Source organism: uncultured Bacteroides sp. (genome assembly GCF_958445495.1).
GTDB lineage: Bacteria > Bacteroidota > Bacteroidia > Bacteroidales > Bacteroidaceae > Bacteroides.
In genome coordinates, this window is the sequence record NZ_CAUCSQ010000020.1 from 26,593 (window position 1) to 50,189 (window position 23,597).

Genomic DNA, 23,597 nt, shown 5'->3' on the forward strand with positions numbered 1-23,597 from the left:
TAATAAGACTAATATTAAAATTAGTTCAATACAACTCTATCTTTCCAAATATACACCTATATTTCAATGTGATACAAGACTTACAATAAACAGATAACAGAAATAACCGCAGACTACAAATTTCAGCAAAGTACCTATTATAAAACCTATTAACGAACCTATCCCGGACTTTACAGCATGTGAAAATTCCCGATTGCCAAGCAATTCTCCGATTACAGCTCCTAAAAACGGACCAAGGATAATTCCCCAAGGCAGGAAAAGGAGACCGACAAAAGTTCCGATAACACATCCCCAATTTCCCCATTTACTTCCACCGCTATATTTACTCCCCAACATCGGAGTAAAATAATCCAATACCTGCAACACAACTACAATCAACAACCATACGATTAATTGCGTGGCAGTATACTGCACTTTATCCGTAAAATGAAGGAGGACCAATCCCACATAAGCAACAGGAGGACCGGGAAGAAACGGAAGAATACAACCCGTTAGTCCCACTATCATACAGAGGGCGCTTATTACGATTAAAATTATGTCCGCCATGATTTATGCACATTTAGTTTTGCACAAAAATACAGGAACTTTCCATAAAATCAAACCAGTATCTGAAATTATTTCCACCCTCTTCCCGTTCCTTCACTTTCAAAAACTAAATACTTTTTCTCTATTTGTCCTAATTTACGGATGAACAAACTATATCCTACAGTTTATCAGTCATCCAAAATATCAATTCACCTCCTTTCATGATATCCGAATGATAGATTCTGAAATTCTTAACCAGCTTGCCGTTCAATGTGACCGACCGTACATATTTATTTTTATCAGATAATCCTTTTGCCTGAACAGTAAACTGTTTACCCTCAGGTAAGGATATAGAGACTTCTTCCACCTGCGGCGCTCCCAAGATATACTCTCCTCCCACAGGATTCACCGGATAAAATCCCATCGCAGAAAAAATATACCATGCTGACATTTGCCCGCAATCATCATTACCGCATAAGCCATCCGGTTCAGGTTGATAAAAACGGTCAAAAACCTCACGAATAAGCTGTTGCGTTTTATTAGGTTGCCCCACATAATTATATAAATAAGCGACATGATGACTCGGTTCATTGCCATGTGCATATTGCCCGATAAGCCCTGTTACATCTTGTGTGAATCCTACATTCTTTTCCGAAGATTCCAAAAAGAATAAAGAATCCAATTTTTCCGCAAACTTATCTTTCCCTCCGAGTAATTCTATTAATCCTTCCACATCATGCTGCACATGCCAAGTATATTGCCAGGCATTCCCTTCTGTATAATCTCCCCCGGAAGTCGCCGCATGCGACAACAGCAATGTATTGAAAGGAGTGCGCCAATTGCCTTTAGAATCTTTTCCCCGCATCATCCCGGTCGATGAATCTAAAAGATGTTTATAATACAAGGCACGTTTAGAAAAATAGGCATAATCCTCTTCCTTTCCAACAGCCTTTGCCATCCGGGCTACACAATAATCATCATAAGCCGACTCTAAAGTACGTGACACAGACTCTTTGAGAACCAAATCGAAAGGATAGTATCCATACTTGTCATAAATTTCCCAGTCTGAATTCTGATGACTGACTGTCGAAGTGTTCCGAATTGCAGTGTACGCCTCTTCTGCGTCAAAACCGGTAAATCCCTTCAAATATGCATCAACTATCACTGGAATGGCATGGTTGCCTATCATACAATGGGTTTCTTTTCCCCACAAAGTCCATATAGGTAAACACCCCCATACTTGATAATGTTCCAACATGCTCTGAATCATTCCGTCCACTTTCTCCGGACATAAAATGGTATATAAAGGATGAGCCGCCCGATAAGTATCCCACAAAGAAAATGTGGAATAATAAGCCCCTGTTCCGGAAGTATATACACTGTCATTTGCTCCGCGGTATCGCCCGTCCACATCCGCCATATTGTTAGGCTGAATAAATAAATGATAAAGCGATGTATAAAAGTTTGTTTTCTGTCCGGCACTTCCTTTTATCTTCACCCGCGAAAACAAATATTCTCGTTATAAACAAAAAAAGAGAACCAAGGAATTCACTTTTCCACTCCTCGCCTATCCAGATATCGAATATACAAAGAAAACAAAACGTTGCAAATTTCCGTCCTCGTTTGCCCCATTTACATAAATAAAAACTATCTTTGCGTTTCAGAATCCCGAAAGATAAAAGAAATGGAGCAAATAGAAAACTTAAAAGAGCTTATCAATCAAGGGGATGTGGACACAGCTATTGAACAATTGAGCCAGCTTCTCCAAAATTCTTCTGTTGAAAAAAAGAAAGATACGCTCTACTATTTACGGGGAAATGCCTACCGAAAAAAAGGAAATTGGAAGCAGGCGCTGGACAACTACCAGTATGCTATTGAACTCAATCCTGACAGTCCTGCCGTTCAGGCAAGAAAGATGGTGATAGATATTCTCAACTTCTACCACAAAGATATGTACAATCAATAACAATAGGAATAAAGATAACGTAATAAAATAGAGATTATGGCAAAAATTAAAGGAGCAATCGTAGTCGACACGGAACGTTGCAAAGGATGTAACCTATGTACTGTTGCGTGCCCGCTCGATGTAATCGCCCTCAATAAAGAGGTGAATATGAAAGGCTATAACTATGCCTGGCAAGTAAAAGAAGATACCTGCAACGGATGCAGCTCGTGTGCAACGGTTTGTCCGGACGGATGTATTTCAGTGTATAAAGTAAAAGTAGAATAAAAGAAAAGAATATGGCAGAAGAAGTTGTATTAATGAAAGGAAACGAAGCCATCGCCCATGCAGCTATCCGTTGCGGTGCGGACGGATACTTCGGTTATCCCATTACCCCCCAATCGGAAGTGCTGGAAACACTTGCCGAACTGAAACCCTGGGAAACGACCGGAATGGTAGTTCTCCAAGCGGAAAGTGAAGTAGCAGCCATCAATATGGTATATGGAGGCGCGGGTAGCGGAAAAATGGTAATGACCTCATCGTCAAGTCCGGGTGTGAGCCTGAAACAGGAAGGAATTTCTTACATTGCAGGCGCAGAACTCCCTTGCTTGATTGTAAACGTAATGCGTGGAGGTCCCGGACTAGGAACAATCCAACCAAGCCAAGCCGACTATTTCCAGACTGTGAAAGGCGGAGGCCACGGAGATTACAGATTGATAGCCCTTGCTCCGGCATCCGTACAAGAAATGGCAGACTTTGTCGGTCTGGGATTTGAACTGGCTTTTAAATATCGTAATCCGGCTATCATCCTTGCCGATGGCGTAATCGGGCAGATGATGGAAAAAGTGGTGCTCCCCGCATACAAACCGCGCCGTACCGAAGCCGAAATCATCACGCAGTGTCCATGGGCGACGACGGGAAAAGCCGGTAACCGCAAACCTAACATTATCACTTCTCTGGAATTAAAACCAGAAGCGATGGAACAGAATAACCTCCGCTTTCAAGCCAAATACCGGGAAATAGAAGAAAATGAAGTCCGTTTCGAAGAAATAAACTGTGAAGATGCAGACTACCTGATTATCGCTTTCGGTTCAATGGCACGAATCGGGCAGAAAGCAATGGAAATGGCGCGTGAGAAAGGCATCAAAGTAGGTATCCTCCGTCCCATCACATTATGGCCGTTCCCAACCAAAGCAATCGCCTCTTATGCCGATAAAGTGAAAGGCATGCTCGTCACGGAATTAAATGCCGGACAGATGATTGAAGATGTCCGTCTGGCTGTTAACGGTAAAATCAAAGTAGAACATTTCGGACGCCTCGGCGGTATTGTCCCCGACCCGGATGAAATTGTCACCGCTTTGGAAGAAAAAATAATCAAATAACGAAACGATGAATCCTGATAAAATAAGAAACGTACTGAATATCATCTTCATGATATTGGCAGTAGCAGCTATCATCACTTATTTTGTGGCAAAAGATGATTTCAAAATATTTATCTATGTATGTGGTGCGGCAATTTTTGTCAAGCTGATGGAGTTTTTTATACGATTCACCAACAGATAAAGAGAAAAAGTTATGACTAAAGAAGAAATAATCAAACCCGAGAATCTGGTTTATAAAAAACCGACTCTAATGAATGATAATGCCATGCATTACTGCCCGGGTTGCAGTCATGGCGTAGTACATAAGCTCATTGCCGAAGTGATAGAGGAAATGGGGATGGAAGAAAAAACGGTAGGAGTCTCTCCAGTAGGATGTGCGGTTTTCGCCTACAACTATCTGGATATCGACTGGCAGGAAGCCGCCCACGGACGTGCCCCGGCTCTAGCCACCGCCATCAAACGCCTATGGCCGGACCGTCTCGTGTTCACCTATCAAGGAGACGGAGACTTGGCTTGTATCGGTACGGCCGAGACAATCCATGCACTGAACCGCGGTGAAAATATCACCATAATCTTTATCAATAATGCTATTTACGGTATGACAGGCGGACAAATGGCACCTACGACACTGGTAGGGATGAAAAGTTCTACATGCCCTTACGGACGTGACATCGCATTACATGGCTATCCCTTGAAAATGACAGAAATCGCAGCCCAACTGGAAGGAACCGCTTATGTAACCCGCCAGTCCGTACAATCCGTGCCGGCTATTCGTAAGGCAAAGAAAGCAATCCGTAAAGCTTTTGAAAACTCCATGAGCGGCAAAGGGTCCAACCTGGTAGAAATCGTTTCAACTTGCAGCTCCGGTTGGAAAATGACTCCGGAAAAAGCAAATAAATGGATGGAAGAACACATGTTCCCGTTCTATCCGCTGGGTGATTTAAAAGATAAAGAATAACGCTAAAAGCCAACAGAATATGAAAGAAGAAATCATTATAGCAGGATTCGGCGGACAAGGCGTATTGTCTATGGGTAAGATTCTGGCTTACTCCGGCCTGATGGAAGGCAAAGAAGTAAGCTGGATGCCGGCTTACGGTCCTGAACAACGAGGAGGAACAGCCAATGTCACCGTAATTGTAAGCGACGATAAAATCTCCTCTCCGATTTTAAGTAAATATGATACGGCAATCATTCTGAACCAGCCTTCACTTGAGAAATTCGAGAATAAAGTAAAGCCTGGAGGCATCTTGATTTACGACGGTTACGGAATCATCAATCCGCCTACACGGAAAGACATCCAAGTATACCGTATTGATGCGATGGATGCCGCCAATGAGATGAACAATGCCAAAGCATTCAATATGATTGTGCTCGGCGGTTTATTAAAGCTCAGGCCTATTGTCACTCTGGACAATGTAATCAAAGGGCTGAAAAAAACACTCCCGGAACGCCACCACCACTTGATTCCCATGAATGAAGAAGCAATCAAAAAAGGAATGGAGCTAATCCGTGAAGTCTAATCAACAGCCGCAATGCAAAATATAGATAATGGATAATTGATAATTATTAGCAAGGTAAAATAACGATGCAACATAATTTTCAATTATCCATTATCGTTAAATCAATTAAAGTAAGTATCTTTGCCTCCAATTATGAGACGAATCTTACTATTATATATATTATTTTCCGTTGTAGGACTGACAACTGTCCATGCACAGTTCAATACCGGCAGTCAACAAATCGACGAAAACGGATATGACCAATATGGTAACCAGGTAGACCCTGCCATGATTCCCGACAAACTGGACAGTGCAAATGTGGAAGTACAGGGATTACCGCCTAAGTTGTATATGTGGCGTATTAAAAACCAACTGGGCGACCGAACTATAATCCCCGCAGATACCGCCTACCATCATTTCCAGAATATAAATCTTACAGAAGGAGTTACGGGGCATTACAATCATCTCGCCAATATGGGTTCTCCCCGCATATCACGTATCTTTTTTGACCGTCGTTATCCGGAACCGACCATTTTCATGGAACCTTTTTCCAGTTTTTTTGTACGTCCCACAGAGTTCAACTTTACAAACAGTAATGTACCGTACACCAATCTGACCTATCATAAAGCAGGTAACAAAATTAACGGAGAAGAGCGGTTTAAATCTTATTTTTCCGTCAATGTAAATAAAAAACTCGCTTTCGGTTTCAATATCGACTACCTATACGGACGAGGTTATTACAACAACCAGAATACCGCATATTTCAATGCGGCTGTATTCGGCAGTTACATTGGCGACCGCTATCAGGTACAAGGCATATATAGCAATAATTACCTGAAAACAAATGAAAACGGAGGAATCACCGACGACCGGTATATCACTGCTCCCGAAGAAATGGCGCAGGGACAGAGAGAATACGAATCAACCAATATACCTACCGTATTAAACGCAACAACCAACCGTAACCATGATTTTTACGTGTTTCTGACCCAACGTTACAATCTGGGATTCAAGCGCGATATACCGCAAGCGGAAAACGACACCACTCCCGTTAAACAAGAATTTGTGCCGGTAACGAGTTTTATACATACCATTCAAGTAGAACGTGCACGGCACACTTTCAATTCCAATGACGAAGTCGATGAAAATTATTACCAGAACACTTATTTCGGCCAAGACAATGCAATAGTAAGAGACAGCACCACCTATATAGGAATCAAAAACACAATCGGCATTGCCCTATTGGAAGGTTTCAACAAGTATGCAAAAGCCGGTTTGACAGCATTTGCTTCTTATAAAATCAGCAAGTACACGCTTATGAACATGGATGGAAACCCCAATCCCGACAGATACAACGAAAATGAAATATTTGTCGGAGGAGAGTTATCCAAACGGGAAGGTAACGTCCTTCATTACCATGCCATCGGTGAAGTAGGACTTGCAGGAAAAGCTATCGGACAGTTCAATGTCAAAGGAGACATAGACCTGAATTTTCCATTATGGAAAGATACTGTCAGCCTCATAGCACGAGGCGAAGTCAGTAACCGCCTGGCTCCTTTCTACATGCGTCATTATCATTCAAAGCATTTTATGTGGGACAATGATATGGACAAAGAGTTCCGTACGCGCATTGAAGGAGAGTTAAGTATAGCACGTTGGAAAACACGTTTGAAAGTTGGGGTTGAAAATATCAAAAACTATACCTATTTCAATCAGCAGGCACTTCCGGAACAAAAAAGCGGCAGCTTACAAGTCTTGTCAGCAAGTCTTAACCAAGACTTTAAGATAGGCATTTTCCACTTGGACAACGAAGTCACTTGGCAGAAATCCAGCGACCAGACCACTCTCCCTCTCCCCGATTTATCACTGTATCATAATTTTTATATGCAATTCAAATTAGCGAAAAAAGTCCTCAGTGTCCAGTTAGGCGCAGACGTACGTTACTTCACCAAATATAATGCTCCCGCCTATATGCCGGCCATTCAGAATTTTCATTTGCAACCGACAGACGACCAGGTGGAAATCGGCGGTTATCCAATTGTAAACGTATATGCGAACCTGCATTTGAAACGTACCCGTTTCTACGTAATGATGTATCATGTAAACCAAGGTATGAGCAGGCCCAACTATTTCTTGTCCCCTCATTACCCGATCAACCCAAGCGTATTGAAATTCGGCCTTTCATGGAATTTCTATGATTAATAAACCATCCACAACCCATGATACCGCTTTCTAAATTAAAACTGTCCGGCTATTTAATTCCTGTAATCATTATTGGGGTGGCAGCAATTCTCTTTTTCCGTCAATATAACAAAAAAGAGCAATTCCAAGGACATCCCCGTGATTATGCAGCCATTGCCAAAGAGGGGATATTGCGTATAGCCACTGAATACAATTCCATCAGTTTTTATGTAGACGGTGATACAATCTCCGGTTTTCATTATGAATTAATACAGGCATTTGCCCGCGACAAGGGATTGAAAACGGAACTCACCCCTCTTATGAGTTTCGAAGAGCGGTTGGAAGGATTAAGTGAAGGACGCTATGACGTCATTACCTATGGCATATTAGCAACCAGTGAATTAAAAGATTCCCTACTCCTCACCTCTCCCATCATTCTTAATAAACAAGTTCTAGTGCAACGTAAAGAGAAAGGAGAAAAAGACTCACTTTATATCCGCAGCCAACTGGACCTAGCCCAGCGAACCCTTCATGTGGTAAAAGGCTCCCCTTCCATCCTGCGTATCCAAAACCTGGGCAATGAAATCGGAGATACGATTTACATCAAAGAAATTGAGAAATACGGTTCCGAACAATTAATTTCATTAGTAGCTCACGGAGATATCGACTATGCCGTATGTGATGAGAATATCGCGCAGGCAACAGCGGATTCCCTGCCGCAAATAGATATTAATACAGCAATCAGCTTTACGCAATTCTATTCATGGGCAGTCAGTAAACAATCTCCCGTCCTACTTGACAGTTTGAATACATGGCTGGATAAATTCCGGAAAGAAAAAGAATACCAGAAGATTTACCAGAAATACTTTCCATCCGATCTGATAAGCCGATATCCGCTCATTTGGACGCGCCTTATCCAAGTTAATAATCAAGAAAGTTGCTCTTGACAAAAAATAGCTTTATCTTTGGATGCTGTTAAAACAGATGCAAAGAGGTATTACAGTTATGAGTGAAAAGATTATTAAATGGGGATTCATAGGTTGCGGAGAAGTGACCAAGACGAAAAGTGGCCCCGCTTTCCAGAAAGTAGAACATTCGGAAGTCGTAGCCGTAATGAGCCGGGACGGTGCAAAGGCGAAAGCTTACGCTAAAGAAAGAGGAATCAAGAAATGGTATGATGACGCACAGGAACTGATAGACGACCCGGAAGTAAATGCCGTCTATATCGCTACTCCTCCTTCTTCACATGCCACCTATGCCATTATGTCCATGAAAGCCGGAAAACCGGCTTATATTGAGAAACCGATGGCAGTCACTTATGAAGAATGTACCCGTATCAACCGCATATCCAACGAAACGGGGGTTCCGTGTTTTGTTGCATACTACCGCCGTTATCTTCCTTACTTTCAAAAAGTTAAAGAGCTGGTAGAAAATGGGGTAATCGGTAATGTAATCAATGTACAAATTCGTTTCGCACAACCGCCACGCGATTTGGATTACAACCGTGAGAATCTTCCATGGCGCGTGCAGGCCGACATTGCCGGAGGAGGTTATTTCTATGACCTTGCTCCGCATCAAATAGATTTATTACAGGATATGTTCGGTTGCATTCTCGAAGCCAGCGGCTATAAGAGCAATCGCGGCGGACTTTATCCGGCAGAAGATACCTTAAGCGCATGTTTCCAGTTCGATAACGGATTAGTAGGTAGCGGCTCCTGGTGTTTTGTAGCGCACGATTCAGCCCGCGAAGACCGCATTGAAATCATTGGAGACAAAGGAATGATTTGTTTTTCCGTTTTCACTTATGAACCTATCGGCCTGCATACGGAACGCGGACGGGAAGAAATATGTATCGGCAATCCGGAACATGTGCAACAGCCTCTCATTCAAGCAGTGGTAGACCATTTACTAGGAAAATCAATATGCTCCTGTGACGGTGAAAGTGCAACCCTGACTAACTGGGTCATGGACAAGATTCTTGGAAAACTGTAAAATCAGTCCTTCCATCGCTTCTGTCCGTATATCATAAACGGACACATAAAACATTGCCGGCCTTTTTTAAGCCTGCCGTATCGGCAGAAATTTAAAGAAAGCAGTCCATCATATGTTGTTAGTTTTTTCTATCTTTGTAAAAAAGGTGAATAGAATAAAGCTAACCCTATATTTATTGCCATGACTAAAGAAGAATTAATGCGAAAAGCAATCGAGCTTTCAAAAGAAAATGTAAAAAACGGAGGAGGACCTTTCGGAGCGGTTATCGCCACTAAAGAAGGGGAAATCATTGCCACCGGGGTAAACCGTGTTACAACATCCTGCGACCCCACAGCACATGCTGAAGTCAGTGCGATACGTGCTGCGGCCGCCAAACTGGGAACATTCAATCTGAGCGGATATGAAATATATACTTCATGCGAACCTTGCCCGATGTGTCTGGGCGCTATTTATTGGGCACGGCTGGACAAAATATACTATGGCAATGACAAAACCGATGCCAAAAACATCGGCTTTGACGATTCTTTTATTTACGATGAACTGAAATTAAGCCCCGAAAGCAGAAAACTCCCCTCTGAAATCTTACTGCACAATGAAGCCATCGCCGCTTTCAAAATATGGATGGACAAAGAAGATAAGATAAAGTATTAAAAATCCGCAGCTCTCTATGATATGGGAAATGACACAATAAAAATCCCCGGAACTACCGTAGACACTCGGTACTCCAGGGATTTTTTACACACAAAAGTTATTATTGAAATTGAAAACTGTCCTTTATTAGATTAGAAGCGCATGCCAACCGTAAACAACACTTGGCTACGTGTATTAGTCACCTTAGTAGCCTCCGGTGAACCGATAACATACTGTCCGTCCTCTTCCGTAATATTGACAAACGGATAAAAGTCCGATTTATACGTAGAAAATTTATAAGCCAAATCCGCATAAAACATCGAACCGCGATAACCGATACCCAATGTATAATTACTCAACGATTTGGAATTTGAAAAATCCGTATCACTCTGAATCGAGTTAATCGGCAAATCCTTAAAAGCTTCTTTCTTAAACGCCGAAGAACTATAATTATACCCTGCACGAATAGCAAATTGCGGAATAACTTTATATTCCAGGCCCAAACGAACCGTACTAACTCCCTTCAACATCCAAGTTGTACTATTCTCATATTCAAAAGAAGAAGAATATCCTTCCGTATCCTTAAATTTCATGGAAGAATAGTCCTGATATTCATATTCAGCCCCTAAAGCCAGATTCTTACCGACTGTATATCCCAAACTCAGATTATAAGTCCAGGGAGTCTGAAAATGGAAAGGACGAACCATATCTTCATTACCCGGAAGTTTATCCCAAGAACGTACATCGTATCCTTCTATATCTCCGTCCACAATATCAAGCACATCGGAAACGACTTGCGCACTTGTCTTGTAGTCCAAACTGTAAAAAACCGGAGTATGTACAGCCAGTCCGATTCGGAAAGGAGAATATTTAAAAGGACGGATAATAGCTCCGAATTTCAAATCAAAACCGGAACCTGTTATTCTATTCCAGCTCTGCAAGTCATACCTTTCCCCATTTCCATAGTCCTCACTGTAAAAAGTATATTTATTATAATCTACAGAATACGCGCCGAGAGTCACGCCTAAATATACCCGGTCATGCAAATTGAATGATACATTAAAATCATACTGGTCGATTCCACCGCGTTCTTCCGAACGGAAATTTGCATATCCGTCATTCAACATTCCTTCATAATGTCCGGGAGATCTATACAGTTTATTGCCATTTATATCTTCACACTGTTCACCATCTTTTATCCAAGGTTCATTTTTCTCCCCGTCCGTCATCTCGCGTGTCGTAATATCTCTAATCAATCCTGCATCAGCTCCCAAAATAGAAAGCCATCCGATATTATTATCCATGTAAGGCAAATCTCCCCAACTCGTGATACCACGCGCCTGTTCAGCCATCTGAAAAGTCTGTGAATAACTCCCCAGATTCCCCTCCATCATCATATTACTATTAAATGATTTTGCCTTATGGTAATTAAAACCAAAGTTCACAAAACGCAACGGAGTCGTATTGCCTATCTTGGAAGAAAAGACTAATCCGATATTATCAAAAGCCCCTTTTGTCAAATCAGCATTCAGCTTCTTCCCCATATACTTACTCTCTGTTCCATAGAGAGAAAAGCCAAAAGAAGTCATTACATCACTACTTCGATAAAGACCGATACCTGCCGGATTTGTCCCCATTGTAGAGATTTCCCCGCCAAGGGCGCTCATAGCTCCTCCCATACCGACAAACCGGGCAGTTCCATTCAAATCCTTTCCCGTAAATTTGGCACCGTCATAAATAGTCTGCGCCATTCCCCAGGGTGCTGCTATCAATATCCCCAGAGCGGTTAAAATACATATCTTTTTCATCCTTTTCAAAACCATTTAATTAATACTTATCTTCTGGCACTGCTACTACGGGAAGAACCTCCACCCGATGACCTGGAAGCACCGCCTGAATAACTGCCTCTAGAGCTTCCTCCTGACGAAGCGGGAGAATAACTACGGGAAGATGAAGAGCGGGAACTGCCATAAGAAGAAGAACGAGAACTACTTCTCGGAGAATAACTACGCGGTGTTGTAGAACTGCCACGATTATATGTCGACCTTGCGCTGCTACTCCTCGTCGTTCCGGAGGAACGGGAATAGCCGGAAGAGCGAGTTGCTCCGGAAGAACGTGAATACGAAGGACTTCCGGTACTCCGCGTACTACTTGGGCGAGAATAAGTTCCGCTCCTACGACTGCTTGAACTACTGCGTTCACCGGAAGAACGTGTACCTACCACACGCCTGGCCGTAGAACTTCTGCTATAAGTAGAGCCGGAAGAACGGACAGCGCTCCCTTCCCGACGGACAGCATTCCCTCCACGAACGGCGGAACTCGTTCTGGTACTTGAACCGTAACGACGAACCGTAGAAGGATTTCTATAACTGCTTTGCCCATAAGAACGACGATTGGTATAAGTCGGACCGGCCCAATGACCACCGCCCCAAACGGGAGCGCCATGCCAATGGTGGTGATGTCCCCAATAACCGCCGCCGTACCAGCCACCCCAGTAGCCACCATGCCAACCGCCCCAATAGCCCGGATAATACCCCCAAGCATAATAAGGACGCCATCCCCAGCCATAGTTCCATCCCCAACCGTAAGAACCGTAGCGCCAATCCCACCAAAGCGGATTACTGAATGTCGGAAACGCATAAGCATAGAGACCGTCGGTATATACATTCCAGTACCAAGAATTCGGTCCGTAAACAATATCCCAATACAACGGGCTACTGATACTAACGGCAAAACGTGGGTTACGGAAACGGATAATGCGTTCTGCATATTCATAATCTTCCTGTGTACCGTTGAATTCACCGGTCACCCATTCCCCGTCCAAATCCGACTCGGATTTCTCCTTTATGTACAAAGTATCGTTATTCATCACGAACTCATTGTCACGTGCATCGTAACGGCGGTTATATTCATCCACATCCCGTATTTTTCCTTTACGGTCCTGAATCACGACCGTAGTACCCGGTGAAGTATAGATGTTAGTCACTTGCTTCTTCGTTTCCTTCTTAACCGGAGTTTCCTTTTTCTCCTGTTTTTCTTTTGACGGTACGAAGTAAAGGTCGTCATCAACGCTTTGTGCAAAGATACCTATCGGAAGGCACAAGGCAAACAGCAAGAAGTAAACAATCTTTTTCATATCATTTAGGTTTATGTAATTACTTAAACTTATTCATGTTACAAAGATAAAGAAGAGATTTATCGTTTAAGGAAGATTTTCCCCAAAGGGTTATAGGGAAATCCCTATTTGTTAGGGAACAAATTTAAAAAGGTCTGATTTACAGCGAACTATTTAATAATCAATTAGTAACAAATTATGTTAAACGTCACTTTTGAGGTCATTTTATTACCGAAAAATTGTCGAAACACATTTTACATTACCATTTTATTGTCGAAGAATTATGGCAAATCTATTTCCGACAATTGTCCCAGGTAAAGTACTGAAGGACAATACACATAAAGTAAGAATCGCGTTGTCACATAACGGAGAAACACGTTATATTTTAACGGATATTAAAATTGACTCTAGCAAAGAGTTCAAGAATGGCGCCATCATAAAAAGAAATGATGCAACATATCTTAATACTAAGATAAGAAAGTTAGTTGATAACTACCAAAGGGCTTTGGATTCAATAGAATGCCAGGAGTGTATGACATGTTCACAACTGATAGATGCCATCAAAGGAATAAAGAAGGCGAAATACATGACACTCGAGCATTTATATGAAGAATACCTGGATACTCATACACTTGCAGAAGGTTCTATTTCAATGTACGACAAAGGAGTAAAGGCACTCCAAAAGTGCATTGGCAATAATGTCAGCATTGCAAATATTAACTATCTCACAATTATCAAATTCGAGCACGAATTACGTATTGCAGGACTACGTTCAGATACTATTAGAATGAGACTGTCTGTTATACGTCTACTCATGAGATTTGCGCTTCAATGCCATTTTATATCATACGAAACATATCCATTCGCAACATACAAGATGCCGGATAAGTCAATCAGGGATATTTGGTTATCCATAGATGAGATAAAAGCGATCAGAGATACACAATTCTCAAAAGAGAATCTTATACGCACAAGAGACATATTTATGCTCTCATACTATCTTGGCGGCATTAATCTCGCAGATTTAATCAACTACAACTTTTTAACCTGCAATGGCAAAATGATATATCATAGAAAGAAAATAATGAGAGACAATAAATCTATCGCTCCAATTGTATTCAATATACCTAATGAAGCCAAATGGATAATCAATCATTATCTTAATGATGAAGGGAAATTGCAATTCAGACAAAGACACAAAAATGAAACAATTAAAAATATATACGCTTCTTTAAATAAGAATCTAAAAACTATTCAAAAAGAACTAGGTATAGAAAAAACTCTGATGTTTTATTCTGCAAGAAAATCATTTGCCCAACATGCTTTCGATACTGGAACACCGACAATGATTATTGACTACTTAATAGGACATTCTGTTTCTAGTTCAGCTAAGGGCTCAATATACCACTATGTAAGAGCAACACCTGAGGTTGCAAATGCAGCATTGCGAAAAGTATTGGATAATCTAAAATAATTTGTACCTTTGCATCATCAAGATAACACGGACATAATTCCGATTATTTTGGTTTGACTTGGTGAGGGGGTGGTTCCCCTCACTTTTTTTATGTACATACCGAACTTTATTCTCAATTCAATAGTAACACCTATGTAACCCTTCCAGAGAGTTTGATTGTGTGCTGTTGATAGGGAGGGTTACAAAACCAAGAGGTAGCCGAATAGCTACCTCTTCTTCGCTTTTCTTATTCAATCATCATTTTAATGCAAATTTACGCTTCACAAATAGCTTACTGCGTGTAAAGTCATGAAAATCAATTATTATTGCTAATTTCTTAACTTCTCTTTCATTTCGCAGATTCTTAATAACCTTTGTGAGGTCAGTATATTCAAAACGTAACCAATGGCAATAAAACTCCCTATCTATTTATCCAAGGAATATCAGCATCTGTCCGTTCACCACTCTTATGACAATCATATAAACGCTTAAGGATATTCTCCTCAAAATTCTATCGAGATATACACATCTGTTTTTCCGTAGTAATTACCTCTACTTCATATAGATAGTCAAATACGTCTTTAACAGATACAAAGATTACTCCATCTTTTTCAATATATCCAATCTTCTTTGCCATAATGTCTAATTTTAAAGTTGCACAAACTTACTCATATCTTCGAGAATAGTACTTTTTAAAGCATATAAGTAAATTAAACTATGAATACATACTTTATATATGAAAATACAAGAAGATAAACACAAAATAAAACCCCAACTACCCTTAGTCGAGACTCATTCTTAATGGAATAAATAACGCATTGTCTCCCATTCTCGAAAACTAGCAACTTTCCATAGAGAGATGATACAACAAGTATCCCCACCTGCACACAAATATACCATTATTTTTTTAACTTGAATACTATTCTGTCAATTATTAAAGAACATAAAAACTAATGGCTATAGCATTTAACAAAGAGCATAAAAAGTTAGTCTATTCAGTCACTTATTTTTTACTGGTACCAAAGGAGAACAACTTTCTCGGTTTACAACTATATCACGCATATTAAGCTTATTATTAAAATTACGAGATATATTTTTTATCATATCAGCATAGTTATCAGAATATCTCCTATCAGACCTTTTTTCAAACTGATGATAAAAAACCTTTATGGATAGACAATTATCATGTTCAAATAAAGTATTTAATAAGGTTCTATCAGAATTTCCACAAGAATGCCCCATTACAAATACCTGATATGGTCCTAATGCTATAAATTTCAACAATTCTCTATAGTTCTTTGTTTGATGATATTTTATAGACTTAATATTTTCTAGAAAATCATTATTTTGTAATCCTTCTATTTTTCTATAATCATCATCCAATTCATCGCCATATCCAAAGATAATAGGATTATTTTCATTATCTAATTCCCCGTGGATATTGATTATTTCATTACGGTTATCACTTGCATATAATTTTTCTGCAGTCTTTGTATAATTAAAGTTGAGAATTAATGTACTTGGTATAAGGTACCTCTCTTTAAAAGATTTCTTATCGATATGTTTCTCAATGAATAACATTTGTTTTTCCTTTTCTGTCATACATAAATTGTACTGCAGATAATTTTCTCGATCACATTGGAAGTCTGTATCATCTCCTGAATGGAACATGTCTGAAAAAATAGAATCAACAAACACTGTTTGTTTACAAGTCGCAATTTCATCAAATTCTACAAAACTTGAAAAAGCTTCTTGGATTGACCGGTGTATGCTTATTTTTGTATTTTTAGTGACTTTGGTTAAGTACTCCTCTAATAGTCCTTTAATATCATCAAATTCTTTGTTTAATGTCCGAATGCTTTCACTTTGTTTTTGAGGATTTCTTTCTTGAAGTAGTTCTTTCAATGCATTATAATATTCATTTTCTATATCTACCCAATTAATGAGGGAACATTGACGAGATATACGTTCAAAAAATCGATTTTTAAACTTTAGATAAGCTGCAATAGTCGTATTAGAACTATTATATCTAGTAATTAGTGTACACAAATCTCCCAAAGGGCTACCCTCTTGATATGGAAAATATTCTTTTTCAGTATCACTTTTACCACATGTCTTAATATTCACAAATTTATCATCATAGTCTCTTAACGAATGGCTTGTTCCATATTGTTGGTCCAATAGCTGCCAATACCTACCATATACTTTTTCTCTAACAGTTATCCAATAATCATCTATAAAATCCCGGTATCCAGTTTTTAATTTATGTGCAATATCAAAACCGTTATCAATAATTATAATTCTATTCATGCCAAAAACTAATTAATTGCCTAAATGTTTCTTTATAATTCTTGTCATTTCTTCTAATAGTTCATTCCTTACATTAGCACTTAATTGACGAGTATGTATAACAAACTTACTTCCACTGATATCATGGTGAGTATAAAACCAATTACCTTTATTAAACCAAAATTTACCGACATCATCACCATCATAAGTAACACCGAAAATATCATCTATTTCACGGATATTGTCATTATTCTGAATATAATTAGAATGTGCCAGTACAATCATAGGAAAGTTCCGAATGAAAGGAGATATCCTGAAAAGTTCTTTCCAGTCAGAAATTCCACTTTTATCAGTTCAAGAAATTCGAAGGTTTGGAGTATCATTTATCTCAGTGGTGAACATTTAAGTCGAGAAATTGACATAATATTTTTGAAAGCCATCACCATTACAGATATAATCTTTCAAATTCTGATACTTACTCCAAGTATTTACTCCCCAACTTTTTGCTACATCAGCGTTTTGCCTTATACCATGACAAAGTTCCATTATTAAATACACTATTCCACATGGACGCATTATCATTATAAAAATGGGCAAGCTTTTCTAATGCTGACTCCTACCATTAATATTTTAGAAGTAGGAGCTCCCTAACCAACATATTTGCCATTTTTGATTACAATAATTTACAAATTCCTTAAATTCATCTGAGTATTCCATAACTTATCAATTTTATTTGGACAAATATATATGATTATTTTATATACAACAAATAATAATTAAAAAGCCCCGAATCAGAGGGACGAGGTGAAAATATATATGCGAAATTATTTTTTAAGATTACCTAATATTACTATATTGTTATTTGAAGTATTCATAAAATCTTTATCATCTGTCACAAATTTAAAAGATGAATGTCTACATAACTCTATGTAATAGCTATCATTAAAATCTATATCTATAAAATGAGAAAGAATCGATTGGATATTTAAAGCATTGAAGTTATCAGTACATTTCTCACACAATACCAATATTTGATTTATCGCAGCACAAATACTTGCAACTGTATCATGATACCTTTGAGATTTTCTATATACTTGTTTATAATCTAAATCCGTTTCTAATGATACTTCCTTCACTTCATTCTTCTTCCATAAATTATAATCCAGTTTAATACTTACATTCGCAAATTCAGAAATAACTAAACTATTTATCCATATAGTAGCATTTACTTGACGAACAGACTGCAAAAAAGAAGAATATATTTTCTGTTTACTCTTATCGTGATTACCTATTGGGCAAAACAAAAACACCCAAATATTATTGTCAAAAAAGAAATTATCCATACTTTTAGGGGCGTAATTCCTAATATCTATGCAATTATTCCCCATCTAAAATTTCTTTTGTAGTCTTAGAAAATTCCTGTTCATTTTTAAAATATTCCTTTGCCCTATCCGTTACTTTTTTGAACAACGGTAAATCGTCCTTACTCACATTAGACAAAAATAGACGGGATGCCAACTCTTCCGAATTGAAATCATTATACAATTGTCCAATAGCAGCATTTAAAAAAGCAGAAGTCAACAAAGTTATACCAGAAAAATCAATAGTTACTTTTTGGTATCGTTCCAACAATAAATGAATACGCTGATTAATCTTATCTCCTTCATCAGAAGATACAGCAATATCTAATACAGTATACTCATTAACTTTTAATATAGCATTTTCCTCTTTCATATTCATGGTACAAAATTACTAAAATATATCATTCATAGTCAAATTAGCCTCACTTTTTAACTGATAAAAGCAGCTATCATCAAAATTGAACTCAATATTAACGATAGTCCCTGGGAAATTGTTCTTAAGTGCGTTCATACGTACTCGATTTCCACGATATTCCCAATATCCATTTGATGATATTATTTGCATTACTCCATTATTTAGCTTTATGAATTCAAGAATTAGACTTAAGCCTAATCCTCCTGTCCTTCCTATTTTAGTCGTATTCCCATATTTTATAGCCCAATCTATAGCCGTACAAGCATCAAATTCTTCTAAAGGGAAATGGAAATCATTAACATTCTTATGAATAGTTTGTCCTACGTCAACGATTGTTATATCCAATCGAGCAGGACTTTTTCGCGGATAATATTGTCCACAAGTATGAATAAATTCACATTTCCCATGAGTTCTCGCATTTTCAAATATTTCAAAAATACTCTCAGTAATTCTTTTTCCAAGCAATAAACTATGCTTAGGAAAGTCTGATTTTGAAAGAAGTTCTCTTTTTATATAACCATTAAAAGCATTATCTTGATTATGCTTAAATCTTTGAAAACTAACAACCGTTCCATTGTGGTTATCGGGTAAATCTAAATAATTACTTCCTATAAATCCATTTCTTGTCAGTATATCTATTAAAGAATTAGACATATTAGAACAAGCTATTTTGACTCTATTTTTTTCCATCAGCAAATAAATAGCTCCTAAAACCGCACACAAATTAGCTTCAAACCAACGATTTGAGGAGAAATCCAAATAAATTGTGGTATCACTATATTCTTTCATTTGATGGTATATTGAGACTAATTGCTCATATCCTTCATAATTACTCCCTATACTTGTCCCTATTTTTATTTCTGGCATACTTTGATTATAAAATTGCTGTAAAAATAGAAATAAAAAAAGAAATGAGAAATATAATCTAAATAAAAAGAACTACTATTACAAATTATAGTTGCCCCACATAAAATTATTCCAAAAGGATATATCTTGCCTGCTCATTTACTCTTTCGTCTATACACCAACCACCTAACAATAACAAAAACTGTGACTATAATCAAACCAAACGACCATCCACCTAATTCCATTTTAATAGATTGCCAACGGGTTAATTGTTTCTCTACAGGAAAAGGAACCTGCACGGAATCAGTCTTAATTACTGTATCCGTACTATTCACATGCTGATACCTATACAGATACTTATATCTATACTGATATACGGTATCACCTCTGACAAGTACATAGATGCTATCCTGATTATAGATGCTGTCAACCCGTATACTATCACGTACTTTATATTCGGTTCTCACAGTCTCTACAGGGATATATTGAGTCCGACATGAAGCAAACCATATTCCCGACATCAGGAACATGGTTATATAAATCAAGGCTTTCATAGCTTCAAATACTTAACGATTCCTTCAATGTGTATCCGGGCGACTGTATCTTTACCCTCCCGAGACAAAAGGTATTCTACATCATCCTTGTTATCCTGGAAGAAGTTTTCAGTCAGTACTGCCGGGCAATTTGTATCTCGGCAGATAGCAAGGTTTTGCTGCCAATACAGTTGTCCGGGCATAGGTTTACGAACAGATACAGGAATACATTCTGCTGCTTGAGCCAAGCAGTCAGCCAACTTCTTGCTATTACCTGACGCATTGTTCGACACAAATACACTCCATCCTTTTGCTTTCATCCAACCATCACCGGAGCCGGCAGCGTTACAATGAATCGAGATAAGAATAGCCTTCTTCCCCGTTGTACTGTAAATAGCATTTGCCCGTCGGCACCGTTCAGATAAAGGAACGTCCGTATCTTCATTCACAATTCGTTCTGCATCAATTCCCAGTTTTCGTAATCCGGACACTACCTTATCAGCTATTTCACGTGAATACGCCCACTCTCTTAATCTTCCATCCGGTGAACGCTTACCTAGAGTATTCTCACCGTGACCGTTATCAATCAATACTTTCATATTTTTTCTTCTTTATCTAATTCATTCTCGATTCTATCTATTATTCCCTGTACGTGTGTAGGCGTAGCCCTTTTAAACTCAAAGCGTATCACATGATAAATAATACGGAACGCCCTGTTTTTAGGATAAGCAATTATCAAGTTCTTAAATGCATTCTGAAGATACACATAGGAGAATACATACGTAATAGTCTTGATAACTAACAAAGAGTTCTCACCGTCTCCTATCAAGGTCATAAAGGAGAAAACAACCTCTATGATTATAAGATAAAAAAGAAGTTCGACAAGGGCATTCTTAAACTTGCTCCATTTGAAGTTTTTACAACGTATAATCGAAACGCCGTCAGCTCTCATTCCACACCAAATATTAAATCCAAACATTATCACCAATGCTATAAGGAAACCTTTGGTCGGTGTTAAATAAGCAAGAAGAGAACTGAACATCGAAACGAAAATAATTCGTATCTGGTCTACATTAAATAGCTCATACAACCATCTCATAATCCTAATTTTATAAAATTGAAGCTATAAATGTTGAGAACACAGTAATCAACCCTGGCAATAAAACAGTAGCTAACGCATCGAGCCAGTCAAAAACATATCCACATTTCTTTTGAATGTACTCAACTACCAATGCAGCAATAACAGTCGTCCCTAAAGAGACAATAGCTGATTTACAAAAAGAGAGACCTAACAGCAAAAAACAGAAGGCAAGCATCATAACAAAAATAAACATTCCAGCCTTAACGTGTGCAGGCCGGTTAGATTTCAAAATCCAATCATACAATACTTTTATACCCATACTCATAAAGTGTTTAATTATTAATAAAATATTCCGTATAAGACAAATGTATTGAGTATAATAACAGGTTTCTCAATTTCACAAAATCTTGAAAATCTGTATAGAGATAAACTTCTATAAAACAACAAATTAGAAATCTTATCTTTTTAAGGATACTAAAAAGTATCTCTTGAACAATTGATATATTGAAAGTATTAATCTGTGAACATATAAGAGGTCGATTTGCTCAATATCGTCAGGAACTGTCTCCCCCATACATTGTAAGACAAACACGATAACGTCCAATATTTCTCTGAATCTGCTGCATTGTCGGTTTTTGAGGGTATTCCAGACCTACCATTTAACACTCTTTTCTCTAAAACATTTTAAAACAAAAAGCCCCGGATAGGGGCTTTCCAAACGTAATCAGCCAAGAGATAAAGAATCTATTGCGGAAACGGGACGAACCCGGCCTGCGCTAGACTTGGAGTAGGTATAAACAGAGCCGTAGTTCATAAGCACGCTCCAAGCGCTGAAGGAGTCGTACTCAGTACTGCTCCAATACCAATCGGCTGTTAAGATATTTGGACTACCCGACAATGAGGTCAGAAGCTCGTTGATTTCAACCTTATATTTAGCGATAATCATGAGTTCTCCCTCACTGGGAAGATACCAGCCGGTTTTGTCTTCGAGCCCGTCCTGTTCAAGCGTACACGCTTTATAACTCTTCGCTGCTTCAGCGGCAGGAGCGCCGACAATACCATTATTATCCTTGATACCGGCGGTTACATCTATGATAGCGGCGGTATTCTGTTTTCCGTCTGCCGTTTCATAAAGCCCTTGATTACTGATTCCATAGTTCTTGACGCCACGGATGTCCGTACCGTACGCTCCCCACTTGAAAGTACGTCCGCCTATGTCATCAATACAGTCACTTTTGGCTATGACAAACTGACGACGGTCAGCACGGATACGGAGACCTATACGCAGGTATTTTGAACGGTTATTGGCGCTAAGAGAGTTCCACTCCTCAGTCGTGAAAAACATGCTTGCCCCGTCAGCAATCCGGAGGGTGGCGAAGGACAGGTCAAGCAGGCCGCCAGACCACCTGATATATTTTGCGATATCGCCCGCAGGCGTACTTTCAGTTACACTGCTAAAACCGATTTCCTGCAAAACGCTGATTTGGGAATGTTTGTTCATACGCAAAAGATATGCGTTTTCATTATTCTTGTCTGTCATAAATAGCATAATATGTTAATGGTTAGTCTTCCGATATTGCCCTCACATGGAGAAGGCTTGTATTTTTATTTTGCGTAAGCATACGTCCCGTATCCGGTTCACACGTCCATGCGCTGGACACATCATAATTGGTACTCGTCCAGTAATATTTGTCAGTCAGCAGCATACTGTCGCTGCTCCAAAATACACGCAGCATTTCGTTTATCTGCTCGCGGTAACGATACAGAATCATCATATGCCCGGAGGAAGGCAAAAACCAATCCGTATCATCTTCAAGACCGTCGCTCTCTAGTGTGAACGCTTTATACGCAACGGCAGCTTCTGCGGCGGGAGCGCCTTCGATACCGTTGCTGACCGTACCTTTCAGAGCGCTTAGGATTAAATGGGTATCCTCTTTACCGGTAAAACACGTGTACGCTTTACCCAAAATCTTTTGGGAAAGCCCGTCGATTGTCTTACCGAGTCCGCCCCAATAAAAACTTGTTGACAGCCCTTCGGCATAACATTCCTGTGCCGCTATGACAAAAGACTGGGAATGTGCACGGACAAACAGACCGCGGCGGATAAACTTCAATTTGTTCGAAAGAGTCAGGGAATCCCATTCCTCACGTGTAAAATACCATTTCGAATTGTCTGAGATACGGTTACAAGCGACACGCAAGTCCAGCAATCCGGAGGCCCAACGTATCCGGTCAGGAAACTCACTGGCACGGGAGGCTTCCGTAATATCGGAAAAGCCCACCGCCTGCAAAGATTTTACTTGTTCCTGCTTATTGAGGCGCAGCAGGGTCGCGCTCTGTTCATTTGTCATAA

Annotated in this window: 24 protein-coding genes and 2 pseudogenes; 11 read left to right on the plus strand and 15 right to left on the minus strand. The window is 39.2% G+C overall.

Annotated features, from left to right (window positions below; genetic code table 11):
- Positions 1 to 63 precede the first annotated feature (63 nt).
- Together Q5076_RS08725 and Q5076_RS08730 are read right to left on the minus strand one after the other, a co-directional pair.
- Positions 64 to 546 (minus strand): DUF456 domain-containing protein, encoded by a 483-nt coding sequence (locus tag Q5076_RS08725; protein ID WP_303012509.1) that lies wholly within the window; start codon positions 544 to 546, stop codon positions 64 to 66.
- A gap of 157 nt (positions 547 to 703) precedes the next feature.
- Positions 704 to 2,035: pseudogene (locus Q5076_RS08730) on the minus strand (GH92 family glycosyl hydrolase); the annotation flags it as partial.
- A 174-nt stretch (positions 2,036 to 2,209) separates the two neighbouring features.
- Between Q5076_RS08730 and Q5076_RS08735 the strand changes: the two are divergent.
- The 10 genes and pseudogenes from Q5076_RS08735 to Q5076_RS08780 all read left to right on the plus strand — a co-directional run bounded on the left by Q5076_RS08735 (position 2,210) and on the right by Q5076_RS08780 (position 10,172).
- Positions 2,210 to 2,491 (plus strand): tol-pal system YbgF family protein, encoded by a 282-nt coding sequence (locus Q5076_RS08735; RefSeq protein WP_303012512.1) that lies wholly within the window; start codon positions 2,210 to 2,212, stop codon positions 2,489 to 2,491.
- Positions 2,492 to 2,527: 36 nt separating this feature from the next.
- On the plus strand, positions 2,528 to 2,755 hold the full coding sequence (locus tag Q5076_RS08740; protein ID WP_303012514.1) for a ferredoxin family protein: 228 nt from the start codon (positions 2,528 to 2,530) through the stop codon (positions 2,753 to 2,755).
- An 11-nt stretch (positions 2,756 to 2,766) separates the two neighbouring features.
- On the plus strand, positions 2,767 to 3,849 hold the full coding sequence (locus tag Q5076_RS08745; protein ID WP_303012517.1) for a 3-methyl-2-oxobutanoate dehydrogenase subunit VorB: 1,083 nt from the start codon (positions 2,767 to 2,769) through the stop codon (positions 3,847 to 3,849).
- Between the two features lie 7 nt (positions 3,850 to 3,856).
- Positions 3,857 to 4,030 carry a hypothetical protein gene (locus Q5076_RS08750; RefSeq protein ID WP_303012518.1) on the plus strand — a complete coding sequence of 58 codons (174 nt, stop codon included), beginning with the start codon at positions 3,857 to 3,859 and terminating at the stop codon, positions 4,028 to 4,030.
- Between the two features lie 12 nt (positions 4,031 to 4,042).
- Positions 4,043 to 4,807, plus strand: a complete 765-nt coding sequence (locus Q5076_RS08755) for a thiamine pyrophosphate-dependent enzyme (protein ID WP_303012520.1) — start codon at positions 4,043 to 4,045, stop codon at positions 4,805 to 4,807.
- 19 nt (positions 4,808 to 4,826) lie between these two features.
- A complete protein-coding gene (locus Q5076_RS08760) occupies positions 4,827 to 5,369 on the plus strand; it encodes a 2-oxoacid:acceptor oxidoreductase family protein (RefSeq protein ID WP_303012521.1) in 543 nt (180 codons plus the stop codon).
- A gap of 132 nt (positions 5,370 to 5,501) precedes the next feature.
- Entirely contained in the window at positions 5,502 to 7,550 is a 2,049-nt protein-coding gene (locus tag Q5076_RS08765) for a putative porin (protein ID WP_303012522.1), read from the plus strand.
- A gap of 17 nt (positions 7,551 to 7,567) precedes the next feature.
- Positions 7,568 to 8,407, plus strand: a pseudogene (locus Q5076_RS08770) (transporter substrate-binding domain-containing protein); the annotation flags it as partial.
- 127 nt (positions 8,408 to 8,534) lie between these two features.
- Complete coding sequence (locus tag Q5076_RS08775; RefSeq protein WP_303012524.1) at positions 8,535 to 9,521, plus strand: Gfo/Idh/MocA family protein; 987 nt, start codon at positions 8,535 to 8,537, stop codon at positions 9,519 to 9,521.
- A 180-nt stretch (positions 9,522 to 9,701) separates the two neighbouring features.
- Positions 9,702 to 10,172: a nucleoside deaminase gene (locus Q5076_RS08780; protein ID WP_303012526.1), complete on the plus strand. Its 471-nt coding sequence runs from the start codon at positions 9,702 to 9,704 to the stop codon at positions 10,170 to 10,172.
- A 131-nt stretch (positions 10,173 to 10,303) separates the two neighbouring features.
- Here the strand turns inward: Q5076_RS08780 and Q5076_RS08785 are convergent, their stop codons facing one another.
- Both Q5076_RS08785 and Q5076_RS08790 read right to left on the minus strand, forming a co-directional pair.
- Positions 10,304 to 11,959, minus strand: coding sequence for an OmpP1/FadL family transporter (locus Q5076_RS08785; protein WP_303012530.1), 1,656 nt, complete (start codon positions 11,957 to 11,959; stop codon positions 10,304 to 10,306).
- A gap of 26 nt (positions 11,960 to 11,985) precedes the next feature.
- Entirely contained in the window at positions 11,986 to 13,287 is a 1,302-nt protein-coding gene (locus Q5076_RS08790) for a hypothetical protein (RefSeq protein ID WP_303012531.1), read from the minus strand.
- Positions 13,288 to 13,549: 262 nt separating this feature from the next.
- Between Q5076_RS08790 and Q5076_RS08795 the strand changes: the two genes are divergently transcribed.
- Positions 13,550 to 14,740, plus strand: coding sequence for a phage integrase SAM-like domain-containing protein (locus Q5076_RS08795; RefSeq protein ID WP_303012532.1), 1,191 nt, complete (start codon positions 13,550 to 13,552; stop codon positions 14,738 to 14,740).
- A gap of 490 nt (positions 14,741 to 15,230) precedes the next feature.
- On the opposite strand, the gene Q5076_RS08800 is transcribed toward Q5076_RS08795, so the two are convergent.
- The 11 genes from Q5076_RS08800 to Q5076_RS08850 form a co-directional block, all read right to left on the minus strand.
- Complete coding sequence (locus Q5076_RS08800) at positions 15,231 to 15,356, minus strand: hypothetical protein (protein ID WP_303012533.1); 126 nt, start codon at positions 15,354 to 15,356, stop codon at positions 15,231 to 15,233.
- A 362-nt stretch (positions 15,357 to 15,718) separates the two neighbouring features.
- Positions 15,719 to 17,029 (minus strand): AbiH family protein, encoded by a 1,311-nt coding sequence (locus Q5076_RS08805; protein WP_303012535.1) that lies wholly within the window; start codon positions 17,027 to 17,029, stop codon positions 15,719 to 15,721.
- 12 nt (positions 17,030 to 17,041) lie between these two features.
- Positions 17,042 to 17,293, minus strand: coding sequence for a hypothetical protein (locus Q5076_RS08810; protein WP_303012538.1), 252 nt, complete (start codon positions 17,291 to 17,293; stop codon positions 17,042 to 17,044).
- Positions 17,294 to 17,832: 539 nt separating this feature from the next.
- Complete coding sequence (locus Q5076_RS08815) at positions 17,833 to 18,351, minus strand: PIN domain-containing protein (RefSeq protein ID WP_288213711.1); 519 nt, start codon at positions 18,349 to 18,351, stop codon at positions 17,833 to 17,835.
- 34 nt (positions 18,352 to 18,385) lie between these two features.
- Entirely contained in the window at positions 18,386 to 18,748 is a 363-nt protein-coding gene (locus Q5076_RS08820; protein WP_288213710.1) for an STAS-like domain-containing protein, read from the minus strand.
- Positions 18,749 to 18,760: 12 nt separating this feature from the next.
- The gene (locus tag Q5076_RS08825) at positions 18,761 to 19,651 is read right to left on the minus strand and encodes a hypothetical protein (protein ID WP_303012541.1); all 891 of its coding nucleotides are present in this window, start codon (positions 19,649 to 19,651) and stop codon (positions 18,761 to 18,763) included.
- Positions 19,652 to 20,180: 529 nt separating this feature from the next.
- Positions 20,181 to 20,762 carry an N-acetylmuramoyl-L-alanine amidase gene (locus tag Q5076_RS08830; protein ID WP_303012543.1) on the minus strand — a complete coding sequence of 194 codons (582 nt, stop codon included), beginning with the start codon at positions 20,760 to 20,762 and terminating at the stop codon, positions 20,181 to 20,183.
- On the minus strand, positions 20,759 to 21,262 hold the full coding sequence (locus Q5076_RS08835; RefSeq protein WP_303012545.1) for a hypothetical protein: 504 nt from the start codon (positions 21,260 to 21,262) through the stop codon (positions 20,759 to 20,761). Before Q5076_RS08835 ends, Q5076_RS08830 begins: the two co-directional genes overlap by 4 nt.
- 10 nt (positions 21,263 to 21,272) lie before the next feature.
- Positions 21,273 to 21,563, minus strand: coding sequence for a hypothetical protein (locus Q5076_RS08840; RefSeq protein ID WP_303012547.1), 291 nt, complete (start codon positions 21,561 to 21,563; stop codon positions 21,273 to 21,275).
- A 405-nt stretch (positions 21,564 to 21,968) separates the two neighbouring features.
- A complete protein-coding gene (locus tag Q5076_RS08845; protein WP_303012548.1) occupies positions 21,969 to 22,784 on the minus strand; it encodes a DUF1566 domain-containing protein in 816 nt (271 codons plus the stop codon).
- A 22-nt stretch (positions 22,785 to 22,806) separates the two neighbouring features.
- Positions 22,807 to 23,595, minus strand: a complete 789-nt coding sequence (locus tag Q5076_RS08850) for a Vir protein (protein WP_303012549.1) — start codon at positions 23,593 to 23,595, stop codon at positions 22,807 to 22,809.
- Positions 23,596 to 23,597: the final 2 nt, after the last annotated feature.